Below are 12,639 nucleotides of genomic sequence, written 5' to 3'. Positions count from 1 at the left end.
ACCCGCGCACTGAATAACATGTGAATTTTCTTTAAACAACATACAATGGCCATCAAGAAAGAAAATCGTCCTAAATCTAACTTTAGCAGCATTACCATCAGTCTGGCTTCTCCGGATTCAATCCTGGAGCGCTCGTACGGGGAAGTGCTGAAGCCGGAAACTATCAACTACCGTACTTACAAGCCGGAGCGTGATGGTTTATTCTGTGAAAGGATCTTCGGCCCCGTAAAGGACTATGAGTGCTATTGCGGAAAGTACAAACGTATCCGTTACAAGGGTATTGTGTGTGACCGTTGCGGTGTGGAAGTAACTGAGAAAAAAGTACGTCGTGAAAGAATGGGTCACATCCGTCTGGTTGTGCCTGTTGTTCATATCTGGTACTTCAAATCATTACCAAATAAGATCGGTTACCTGCTGGGTATGAGTTCTAAAAAACTCGAAACCATCGTTTACTACGAAAGGTACGTGATCATACAGCCAGGTGCCAAACAGGAGAAAGGCCTGAACTATGGCGATCTGTTAACTGAAGAAGAATATCTTGACATACTGGATACCCTGCCGAAAGACAACCAACTGTTGCCTGACGAGGATCCAAATAAGTTCATCGCTAAAATGGGTGCTGAAGCGGTAGAAATGTTGCTGGCCAGAATCGATCTGGATGGCCTTTCTTACCAGCTGCGTAACCAGGCGGCAACTGAAACCAGCCAGCAACGTAAGGCAGAAGCCCTGAAACGTCTGAGCGTGGTGGAAGCTTTCCGTGAAGCAAATGGTCGTGTTGAAAACCGTCCTGAGTGGATGGTAATGCAATACATCCCTGTAGTACCACCTGAACTGCGTCCGTTAGTTCCATTGGATGGTGGCCGTTTCGCGTCTTCTGACCTGAACGACCTGTACCGCAGGGTGATCATCCGTAATAACCGTCTGAAACGTCTGATCGAGATCAAGGCGCCAGAGGTGATCTTACGTAACGAAAAACGTATGCTGCAGGAAGCAGTTGACTCGCTCTTCGATAACTCCCGTAAATCAAATGCGGTGAAAGCAGAAGGTGGTCGTGCACTGAAATCCCTGTCTGACGTACTGAAAGGTAAACAAGGTCGTTTCCGTCAGAACCTGTTAGGTAAACGTGTGGACTACTCTGGTCGTTCCGTTATCGTGGTAGGTCCTGAGCTGAAACTCCATGAGTGTGGTTTACCTAAAGATATGGCTGCTGAACTGTTCAAACCGTTCATCATCCGTAAACTGATCGAAAGAGGTATTGTAAAAACGGTTAAATCAGCGAAGAAGCTGGTTGACAGAAAAGAAGCAGTGGTTTGGGATATCCTGGAAAACGTTCTGAAAGGACACCCGGTAATGCTGAACCGTGCTCCGACACTGCACCGTTTGTCTATACAGGCGTTCCAGCCTAAACTGGTAGAAGGTAAGGCAATCCAGCTTCACCCGCTGGTGTGTTCTGCGTTCAACGCTGACTTTGACGGTGACCAGATGGCCGTGCACGTACCGCTGAGCAATGCTGCGATACTGGAAGCACAGTTACTGATGCTGTCTTCACATAACATTCTTAACCCGCAGAACGGTACGCCAATTACCCTGCCTTCTCAGGACATGGTATTGGGTCTGTACTATATCACCAAAGGCAAGAAATCTACTCCTACTGAAAAAGTAGAAGGTGAAGGTAAGGCCTTCTATTCTGCGGAAGAAGTAATCATCGCTTACAACGAGCAGCGAGTAAATCTGCATGCGAACATACGCGTAAAAGCAAATGTTCGTAATGAGAAAGATGAGCTGGTGAATAAACTGATCGAAACAACCGTAGGTCGTGTAATCTTTAACCAGTACGTTCCAAAAGAAGCTGGTTATGTGAACGCATTGCTGACTAAAAAGTCCCTGCGTGAAATCATCGGTGACATCATCAAGTATACTGATATCCCTAAAACTGCGAAGTTCCTGGATGATATCAAACAGCTTGGTTTCCGTACTGCATTCCGTGGTGGATTGTCCTTTAACATCAATGACCTGATCATCCCAGAGGTGAAACAGCACATGATCGATGGTGCTGCCAGTGAAGTTGACGAGGTATGGGATAACTATAATATGGGTCTGATCACGAATAACGAACGTTATAACCAGATCATCGATATCTGGTCCCGTGTAGATACCAAAGTAACAGAAACGCTGATCCGTGAGCTGGCAAATGACAAACAGGGCTTCAACTCTGTGTACATGATGCTTGACTCTGGTGCGCGTGGTTCCAAACAGCAGATTAAACAGCTGGCTGGTTTGAGAGGTCTGATGGCTAAACCGCGTAAGAGTGGATCTACCGGTTCAGAGATCATCGAAAACCCGATCCTGTCCAACTTTAAAGATGGTCTGAACGTATTGGAATACTTCATCTCTACGCACGGTGCTCGTAAAGGTCTTGCGGATACGGCACTGAAAACTGCGGATGCGGGTTATCTGACCCGTCGTCTGGTAGACGTTGCACAGGATGTTGTAATTAATGAAGAAGATTGTGGTACCCTGCGTGGTATTGCGACTTCCGCACTGAAAGATAACGAAGAGGTGGTTGAGCCATTGTACGATCGTATCCTCGGCCGTACTTCACTGCATGATGTATTCGATCCTCACACAGAGGAACTGATCGTTGAAGCAGGTGCTCAGATCACTGAAGATATTGCTCATCGTATCGAAGACAGCGCTATTGACACCGTTGAAATCCGTTCCGTACTGACCTGCGAAAGCCGCAGAGGTGTGTGCGTGAAATGTTACGGTAAAAACCTCGCTACGGGTTACATTACCCAGCGTGGTGACGCTGTTGGTATCATCGCTGCTCAGTCCATCGGTGAGCCTGGTACACAGTTGACCCTGCGTACCTTCCACGTAGGTGGTGTGGCTGGTTCTACTTCCGTTGAAACCGGCTTACAGGCTAAATTTGATGGTACTATCCAGTTCGATGGTCTGCGTACCACTACATACGAAAACAACGAAGGCGAGAAAGTTCAGGTGGTAATTGGCCGTACAGGTGAATTACGTATCATGGACATCAAAAATGACAGGTTACTGATCACTAACAACATTCCTTACGGTTCTACACTGCTGGTGAAAGACGGACAGAAAGTTGCTAAAGGTGATATGATCTGTACATGGGATCCATACAACGCCGTTATCGTGTCTGAAATCGCGGGTAACATCCGTTTTGACAGCATCATTGAAGGTATCACCTTCCGTGAAGAAGCTGACGAGCAGACTGGTCACCGTGAGAAAGTGGTTATTGAAACCAAAGACAAGAACAAGATCCCGTCTATCTATGTAGACGGTAATAAAGAGGTTAAATCTTATAACCTTCCGGTAGGTTCACACATCGTTATTGAAGAGGGTGAAGCTGTAAGAGCTGGTCAGGTAATCGTGAAAATCCCTCGTGTACTCGGTAAACTGCGAGATATCACGGGTGGTCTGCCACGTGTAACTGAACTGTTTGAAGCACGTAACCCAAGCAACCCGGCTATCGTATCTGAGATCGATGGTGTGGTAGCATTCGGTAACATCAAACGTGGTAACCGTGAAATCATCATCGAAAGCCGTGAAGGTCATATCAAGAAATACCTTGTTCCGCTGACACGTCACATCCTGGTGCAGGACGGTGACTTCGTGAAAGCTGGTACAGCGTTATCTGATGGTTCTATCACTCCTGCTGACATCCTGTCTATCAAAGGACCGTTTGCTGTTCAGGAATACCTGGTAAATGAGATACAGGAAGTATACCGTTTACAGGGTGTGAAGATCAACGACAAACACATCGAGGTAATCGTACGTCAGATGATGCGTAAGGTGAACATCGAGGATCCGGGCGATACCCGCTTCCTGGAAGGTGACACTACCGACAAATTCGAGTTCTTCGAGGAAAACGATAATATTTTCGATAAGAAAGTTGTAACTGAAGCTGGTGACTCTACCCTGCTGAAAGCTGGTCAGATCGTTACGCTGCGTCAGGTAAGGGAAGAAAACTCCCTGCTGCGCCGTGCAGATAAAAAACTGGTGGAATACCGCGATGCGAAACCGGCTACCTCCAGTCCACTGTTACAGGGTATCACGAAAGCGTCCCTGGGTACTCACAGCTGGATCTCTGCCGCATCCTTCCAGGAAACAACCAAAGTATTGTCTTCTGCAGCCATCAACGGTAAAACAGATGACATGCTCGGTCTGAAAGAGAATGTGATCACCGGTCACCTGATACCTGCAGGTACTGGTCTGCGCGAATTTGAGAATATGATCGTAGGTTCTAAAGAAGAATACGACATCCTGGCATCTTCTAAAGAAGTGTTCCAGTTTGACGAGGAAGAATAGTATTAATACACGCATGTATAAAAAAAATGTCCTGGCACTACGCCGGGACATTTTTTTTACGTGTAACTTTCGGCCAATTTAAATCATGGGATGAATGTTATGAAGCATTGGATCTATTTTGTATTAATTATCGCCACTGTGGGCATCGTTGCCTGCAACAAGGATAGTGACGACTCGATACCGGTTACCAGTTCCAACATCAATTTATTCCAGGCTATACCAGGCAGATCATTTGATGTATATGTGGACACGGTAAGCATCGGAAAAGGAGTGGAATATGGTGGAAGCACTGGATATAAATCGTTTGAAGCTAAACGGTACGTGATGATGATCACACCTGCGGGTAAGCCGGATTCTCCCTATATCGGGGGGCAAATAAGCTTACGTAATGGTTATCATTATTCAATATTTCTGTCAGAGAATAATGAAAGGCTGCCACAGGTGCTGCTAGTGGAAGATAATCTGAGGACTACGACTGCCGGTTATGGCAGGATGCGCTACGTTAATCTGAGCGACGCATTTATCAACAATTTTACAAGATTGACTGTAGACATCAAGGTGCACACAACTTTGTTGGATGGCAGAATTGATACAGCACGATATTTCCGTCGATTAAGTTACCAGGCAGCAACAGATTTTGCTGATGTGGCAGCAGGTCCGCATTCATTGTTTGTAACGTATCCGGATTCTACGCTGGCATTAAATGGGACTTCCGGCTATAGCTGCAATATCGAGGATCAAAAGCATTATACAATTATAGGTTACGGAAATGCGATGAAACCTGACTCTTTTAAATTAACAACATTTGTACATTAACATTCTCTTGGGTATACATTTCAAAAAGGGATATGTGAAAGTGTTGTTAAGTTAGTGAGGGACTTAGTATAATCATCTAAAAACCTTATTTTAGCCGTTCAATTTTAAAAAGTATTAAAGGAGATTAAAAAATCCACCTAACAACATGCGTACTACTAAACAATTTGTGAAAAGCGGACTATTAGCGGTATTAACAGCCGGAACATTTATTGCTTGCCAGCAGAGTAACAAACAGGGTAACAGTGGCGAGGCAGCTGCTGCAAAAGATGGCGGTGCTGTAACTAATAGCAGCTTTATCATTGCTTATGTGGATATCGACACCGTTGAAGCTCATTACGATTATTTCAAGGAGAAGAAGGCAGAATTGGAGAAGAAACAGCAGGCTATCGATAATGAACTAAACGCCAACGTACGCGCGTTACAAAATGAAGCAGCAGATTTCCAGCGTCGTGCAAGCTCAATGACCCAATCAGAGGGAGAGGCAACTCAACGTGCACTGTACAATAAGCAGCAGCAGCTTGAAGGCAAAGCACAGAATATGCGTTCACAATATGCTGAGCAGGAGAATAAGTTCAATGAGGACCTGCAAAAGAGGCTGAACGACTTCCTGACAAAATTCAATGCAGATAAACGTTATGCCTATATACTGTCTTATCGTACAGGAGCTAGCAACGTACTCTATAAGGATGAGAAGTATAACATTACTAATGAAGTAATTAAAGGTCTGAACGAGGCGAACGCTGAAGCTTCTCAGAAAAAATAATAGTTGCTATAGCAAAAACATTAGAAAATATTATATCTTGGAATCCCGTCTCATAATAAGAGACGGGATTTTTTGTAATATTCCCAGATATGGAAAACCAGAACACAGCTTTTCGTCCCAGTCTTAGTTTACTGGATGCAACCATGATCGTTGCCGGCTCTATGATCGGCTCAGGTGTTTTTCTAGTATCTGCTGAAATAGCCCGAAATGTAGGTTCCGCAGGATGGCTGACGTTAATGTGGGTGCTGGGAGGCATCGTAACTATTATAGCAGCTGTTAGTTACGGAGAGTTGTCTGGTATGTACCCTAAAGCCGGCGGACAATATGTTTACCTGCGTGAGGCATATAATCCGTTAGTGGCGTTCCTGTTTGGATGGACGCAATTCAGCGTTATTCAGACCGGAACCATTGCCGCTGTAGCGGTTGCTTTCGCAAAGTTTTCCTCATATATGATACCGGCATTTAGTGAAGAGAACTACTTGCTGAATCTAGGTTTTCTCAAAATATCTGCTGCGCAGATAGTAGCAATTATTTCCATTATACTACTTACTTGGATCAATACACGAGGAATCAAAAATGGAAAGATTATCCAGACAGTATTTACGTTGGCAAAACTGCTTTCCCTTTTTGGCCTGATCATATTCGGCTTTCTCCTGGGAGCAAAACAGGAGGTATGGGACGCTAACTGGACTAATGCCTGGCAGGCAGTCAGTCTGACGCAGGATGGTGGTCAGATCACAACCACATTGCTCTCAGGACTGGCATTATGCGGAGCGGTAGCTATTTCAATGAAAGGATCGCTATTCAGTAGTGATGCCTGGAATAATATAACATTCATTGCCGCCGAAATAAAAAATCCAAGAAAAAATATAGGCAGAGCGCTCTTCCTTGGAACTTTATTAGTAACAATCGTATACGTGAGTGCCAACCTGATGTATCTGGCAGTAGTACCTATGCACGATATTGCATTTGCTGCAAAAGATCGTGTAGCCGTAGTAGCCGCACAACAGATCTTTGGTAATAGCGGCGCTTATGTAATCGCTATAATGATCATGGTGTCAACTTTTGGTTGCAATAACGGACTGATCCTGGCCGGAGCTCGCATTTATTATACAATGGCAGAAGACGGGCTCTTTTTTAAGAAAGCTGCTGAACTGAATGAGCATAAAGTGCCAGCCAACGGTTTATGGATACAATGCCTGTGGGCTTCTTTACTTTGTTTGACAGGTAAGTATAATGATTTGTTGGTAATGGTTATATTTGGCGTGCTGATATTTTATGTTATCACAATTGCTGGTATCTTTGTGTTACGCAACAAACGTCCGGATATCGAACGTCCCTACAAGGCATTGGGGTATCCGGTGTTACCGATGATCTATATTGTAGTGGCTTCAGCACTCGCATTGTTACTGCTGATGTTTGAAAGTGGCTACGCTTTATCAGGTTTATTGATTATTGTTATAGGCTTTCCTTTATACTATTTAGCCATGAAGACACAAAAAAGCGTATAAAGGTCTACCAAAAGCCAAAACGGACAAGAAATACTTGTTGTTACACAAAAGTTGTATGTAAAATGGTTGAAAAAATATCCTACTGCTGTGGAACTTTCAGTGAATTGATGTAATTTGCATGAAGACTTCCGGATTAGAGGATCAAGTTATGTGTAACCCTTGACTCAACGACACGTATGAATAGAAAACCCTTTGTCAACTAAGAGCGCTACTTTACCAAGAAAGTGGTGAATGTATGGGAGGGAACCTATCATATAGCCTACGGTTGGAAGCCCGACAAGCATAAAGAGGAGTTAGAAGAGCCATTCCGACATCCAATTCAGATGTGTATGAAAGAATGACCATTCCATCAACATTGTTTGAAGATAGGTATTGCGTTCAGAAAAGAAGAAGGTTAACATTAGAAGACTATATGCCGACAAACGACATCAGAAAAAGACATTTATCATAAATTATTATAAGGCAATTCTTGCTCATTATGTGAGGCGCAGAAGATTTTGAAAGAAATCTCTCAGTTCTACAATGAACATTGAACGCCTGAAAGATTTGCATTCTCGAACATTCACATGACAATCTTAACAACAAGCGTATGGTATCTACCATACGCTTTTTTTATATTTATAAACATGCAGAGTGACACTGTTAGCAATGACCACTTTCAACAGTACCGTCGATAAAAGCCCGTTCCAGGCTGGCCCATGTCTATTGATACCCCGTGCTTTATATTGACCTCCTAGTTATGTCCTGTCTCTAATAGATATACTGTTATTAGTAGCACACAGTGATTTCTGATTAAATGCTGCTTAATGTTAAGGAATTATGAAGTCCGGTTTTGTGATTGGTACATCTTCTATTTCGTGGCGTTCTCTTTTTGTAGATTGAATAATCAGGACTACGAATACCGGAAATGAAAATAGATAAGCAACTACTGGAAAAATACTTTAAGGGTAACTGTACGGCTGAAGAGGCCGACCAGGTGGCAGCTTATCTGACTCAGCCGGATACTCCTGAGGCTGACGACTGGTTCAATGCAACGTACAGGGAAGTAGAGAGCGAGGATGTACAACCAACAACTCAGGCTATTAAAGAAACGAGAACAACAATCATCTACAGCAGATGGTATAGCATTGCGGCAGCGATAGCGGTACTGGTTGGTGTATGTACCTGGCTCTTACAGACCAGACACCGTAATGGTGCAAAAGTGACTTTAGCACTGACCTGGGATACTTTGGCCAATCATGATAAGAGTATCAAGCTGATGACAATGACTGATGGCTCGCGTGTATGGCTCGCTCCGCATTCAAGTATTGTTTATCCCAATAATTACAACGATACCAGCAGGGAAGTGTGGTTGCACGGAGAAGCGTTCTTTGAAGTTGCTCAGCATTCCGAAAAGACCTTCAGTGTTCATACTGGTCACCTGAAGACGATTGCGCTCGGTACTTCGTTTAACATCTCTACCGGCAACTATGCTGATGGTAGCATCCAGGTAAGTTTAAAAGATGGAAAAGTAGCGGTAATCAACAAGACTTTCTCACTCATATTACGTCCAGGAGAGATGGTCCGCTGTAGTGATAGTAGTTACTCCACACCTATAGCATTCAGTACGAAGGAAGTGATGGACTGGAGGAATGGGAAACTGGTATTTGACAAAACTGCGTTAGGAGATGTATTTGCAAAATTGCAATCCCGCTATGGATGTAAGATAATGGTAGATCAAACTGTAGTAAAGTCACAAAAGGTTTCCGGTGTGTTCCGCGCAGGAGCACCGGTACAAAATATCCTGGAAGCAATACAATTTGTCCATGGCTTTGAGGTGGTTAAAATTGATGAGAACACGTATGAGATAACTACGGGAAACAATTAAAGGTCACAACATAATTATCAGGGAGCACCTGACCTGTATTTATTTACTATCAAATAGCAATTTCTAAAGTATGCAAAAATCTACAAAAGGGTTTTGTAATGGGAGAGTTATGCAGAGCTGGAAAGCTTTCCTGTTATGTTTTTTTGCAGCAGGATCGCCTGCTGTGTTAATGGGGCAATCTTATCAAACACTAGGGGACAAAGTGTCTGTGAATCTACAAAATACCAATGCTGCAGCAGTGGTAAAATCACTTGAACAACAAACATCCTATACGTTCGCATATGATCCGGAATACCTGGCACATTGTACATTGGAAGCGGTAAAATTCAATGGTCAGCCGCTAGCCCAGGTCCTGAATTACCTGGACGTATATGCACCTATAGATATTGTTTTTGCAAATAATACTGTTGCCCTTAAACAGGGTAAACAAGATAGATCTTCTGTAAAAGAGAAAGGCCGTATTAAGGGTAAGATCGTTGATAACAAGAATGAACCTTTGCCTGGCGTGACAGTACAAGCAGATGGAGGTTTAGGCGTAGTGACCAGTGTGGATGGTACTTATGAGCTGAATCTTACACCAGGAACCTATACACTTACATTCAGCTATGTTTCTTACGACACCCGTAAGGTGACAGAAGTAGTTGTGAAAGAAGGAGGTGTAACTCCATTAGACATCATCATGAAGAGCAGCAGTTCGCGCCTGAAAGAGGTGACTGTAACTGGTAACTATAAGCGTGCATCTGTAGAAGGATTGTACGCACTTCAAAAAAATAATGCTGCTATTACTGATGGCATTAGCGCTGAGCAAATCAGCCGCACTCCCGATAAAAACATCGGGGACGTATTGAAACGTGTCACTGGTCTTTCTACTGTAGATAACAAGTATGTTGTAGTACGCGGCTTGAGTGAGCGTTACAACCAGGCTGTATTGAATGGCCAGATCATGCCAAGTACAGAATTAAACAGGAAGAATTTCAGCTTTGATATTGTACCCGCAAACATTGTTGAAAACGTAACAGTAGTAAAGACGCTGACTCCTGACCGTAGTGCTGAATTTGGTGGTGGGCTGGTTGAAGTTAATACACTGGATATGCCTGTTAGAGATTTCCTGAATATTGGTGTGGGTGGAAGTATCAATACGCTCACTACAGGAGAAAACTTCCGCACATTAAAGCTGGAGGGAAAAGAATACTGGGGTAAAGCCGCTGATCATCGTAATCTCCTCGGTCAACTGAAGTGGAATAATTCTGCGGAGGTGATAGCAAAATACGACGCTAGTAACAAAGACTTCAGGCAGTTTAGTAATAACTGGGGTGTATATGAAATGAAGGCTCCTTTATCTCAGAACTACCAGTTATCTGGTGGTAAGGTATTGCCACTTTCCGGTAACAGACAGATAGGTTTTGTAGCATCTGCCAGTTACAGGAATACTTTTCAGACGCAGGAAATTGATATGACGAGAGATGGTTTTGATTATGGCTTCAGTGGTAAACGCTATGGATTCACAACAAACCTCGGTGGTCTTGTGGGTATAGGTTATAAAAGCGAACGTACCAGATTAAGCCTGCAAAGTCTTTATATACGTACACTCGATCAGCAGTTGCTGATAGGACAGGGTGGACACATTGATCCAAGTGGATATCTGCTTGGATATTATGACCTGACCACACAAACATCATTGTCGCAGACCCAGTTGAAAGGGGAACAGGCAATTGGTAGTCGTGGTATTAAATTGAAGTGGTTGGGTAGTTATGTGTTATTAGATAAACAGAAGCCAGACAACCACCAGTTCCTGGCCTACACACTGGAAGATAGTAAGCTGCCTTCTAATGAGTTTAATATCAGCGGGCCATTTAGTGGCGGAATTAATGCCGGGGCATTACGTTGGTGGAGCCGTGCTTATGAGAAAGACTATAACTGGGATATCTCAATTTCAGCGCCCTTCAAACTAGGTGAGGGTAGCTTCCGTACAGATAATACTTTCAAAGCAGGCTATTCCGGCTGGAGCAAAAACAGGCTGTTTTACGTACTGAACACAGGATCCAGCAACTTTGATACACAGGATTATCCGCCATTGTCTCAGGCATTCTCACCGGAAAGAGGAGGTGAAATCTTTCTGAGCCGATTCTCTGATGATTTTCGCAGAACAGCGGCATTACACGGTATGTATGCAATGCTGGATAACAAAATCAACGATAAATGGAGACTAGTATGGGGTGTGAGAGCAGAACATTTTAACCTGAACAGAATCAACAATGTGTTGGATTCGGTATTCAGAATGATCAATGATTCGAGAGGAGGAAATAATCAGTTGGATTATAGCTCATTGTTAAACAGAGAACCCAACTGGCGATTGTTTCCATCAGCGAATCTGACATATAGCATGACGCCTTCAATGAACCTCCGCTTATCATATGCAGAAAGTATTATTCGCCCGGATCTGAGAGAGCTATCTTTCTTCCGTGAGTATGACTTCGAGCTGGGTGGTGCATATGAAAGTGCATTGGTGAAATCAACAACAGTTAAGCACTTTGACTTCAGGTATGAATGGTATCCCGGACCTGGAGAGATCCTGTCTGCGTCATTGTTCTACAAGAATTTCAATGACCCCATGGAAATTTATAAAATGGGAGATCTAAGAGTCTATCAGCTGAAAAATAATAAGACAGCTAAAAACTATGGTCTGGAGTTAGAAGCAAGGAAAAGTCTGGCATTTACAAAGGTTCCTTTCATCAAAGACATTACACTATATGGAAACTTTACAATGCTGGCTTCCCGGGTAACTCCGGTTGATATTGACTTCAACAGACTTGATCCGAATGATCCTAATAAAGTATTACCAAGTGAGTCAGTAAGAAAGGAAGAAAAAAGGCCACAAACAGGCGCAAGTAATTACATGGTTAATGCCGGCTTATATTATGATAAAAAGTTTGCCTCATTCAGCCTCGTGTATAACTATGTAAGTAACAGAATGTTCCGTCCGGCAGTATACTACAGCGAATCTCTCTTTGAACGTCCGCTGGAAGCACTCGATGCTCAGGTAGCAGTTAAGCTGCTCAAGCAGAAAATGCAGCTACGTCTGAATGTATCCAACCTCCTGAATAGTTATTCAATTGTATACCGCAATTTCTATAAAGACCCCGCTATAAGCACCCATCAGAAAGACCCAAGTGTGAAGGATCTCCTGTTTAAAAGAGGAGAAGACCAGATCGATTATCAGGCAAGGCCAGGAAGGACTTTTAGCGCAACTATCACTTATAATTTCTAAGCTTTTTTGCATACGCGTAAACCCAAGATAAAACCCTGATCAGGTATTATTCTTTAGACACACAAACCAAAAA

Annotated in this window: 6 protein-coding genes; all 6 read left to right on the top strand. The window is 43.4% G+C overall.

What is annotated here, in order from left to right; all coding sequences use genetic code 11:
- Nucleotides 1–45: 45 nt before the first annotated feature.
- The 6 genes from rpoC to K1Y79_RS07615 all read left to right on the top strand — a co-directional run bounded on the left by rpoC (nt 46) and on the right by K1Y79_RS07615 (nt 12,566).
- Entirely contained in the window at nt 46–4,341 is a 4,296-nt protein-coding gene (gene rpoC / locus K1Y79_RS07640) for a DNA-directed RNA polymerase subunit beta' (RefSeq protein WP_220249401.1), read from the top strand.
- A gap of 99 nt (nt 4,342–4,440) precedes the next feature.
- The gene (locus K1Y79_RS07635; protein WP_220249400.1) at nt 4,441–5,157 is read left to right on the top strand and encodes a DUF4397 domain-containing protein; all 717 of its coding nucleotides are present in this window, start codon (nt 4,441–4,443) and stop codon (nt 5,155–5,157) included.
- A 145-nt stretch (nt 5,158–5,302) separates the two neighbouring features.
- The gene (locus K1Y79_RS07630; protein ID WP_220249399.1) at nt 5,303–5,920 is read left to right on the top strand and encodes an OmpH family outer membrane protein; all 618 of its coding nucleotides are present in this window, start codon (nt 5,303–5,305) and stop codon (nt 5,918–5,920) included.
- Nucleotides 5,921–6,009: 89 nt separating this feature from the next.
- Nucleotides 6,010–7,431: an APC family permease gene (locus K1Y79_RS07625; protein ID WP_220249398.1), complete on the top strand. Its 1,422-nt coding sequence runs from the start codon at nt 6,010–6,012 to the stop codon at nt 7,429–7,431.
- Between the two features lie 907 nt (nt 7,432–8,338).
- Complete coding sequence (locus K1Y79_RS07620; RefSeq protein WP_220249397.1) at nt 8,339–9,298, top strand: FecR family protein; 960 nt, start codon at nt 8,339–8,341, stop codon at nt 9,296–9,298.
- A gap of 109 nt (nt 9,299–9,407) precedes the next feature.
- On the top strand, nt 9,408–12,566 hold the full coding sequence (locus K1Y79_RS07615) for a TonB-dependent receptor (RefSeq protein ID WP_220249396.1): 3,159 nt from the start codon (nt 9,408–9,410) through the stop codon (nt 12,564–12,566).
- Nucleotides 12,567–12,639: the final 73 nt, after the last annotated feature.

Source organism: Chitinophaga rhizophila (assembly GCF_019492185.1).
GTDB lineage: Bacteria > Bacteroidota > Bacteroidia > Chitinophagales > Chitinophagaceae > Chitinophaga > Chitinophaga rhizophila.
This window is presented reverse-complemented; position numbering and strand designations above follow the sequence as displayed.

What these genes read in the sequence shown, in the direction of transcription:
- rpoC (WP_220249401.1), top strand. Translation starts at nt 46, where the DNA reads ATGGCCATCAAGAAAGAAAATCGTCCTAAATCTAACTTTAGCAGCATT.
- K1Y79_RS07635 (WP_220249400.1), top strand. Translation starts at nt 4,441, where the DNA reads ATGAAGCATTGGATCTATTTTGTATTAATTATCGCCACTGTGGGCATC.
- K1Y79_RS07630 (WP_220249399.1), top strand. Translation starts at nt 5,303, where the DNA reads ATGCGTACTACTAAACAATTTGTGAAAAGCGGACTATTAGCGGTATTA.
- K1Y79_RS07625 (WP_220249398.1), top strand. Translation starts at nt 6,010, where the DNA reads ATGGAAAACCAGAACACAGCTTTTCGTCCCAGTCTTAGTTTACTGGAT.
- K1Y79_RS07620 (WP_220249397.1), top strand. Translation starts at nt 8,339, where the DNA reads ATGAAAATAGATAAGCAACTACTGGAAAAATACTTTAAGGGTAACTGT.
- K1Y79_RS07615 (WP_220249396.1), top strand. Translation starts at nt 9,408, where the DNA reads ATGCAGAGCTGGAAAGCTTTCCTGTTATGTTTTTTTGCAGCAGGATCG.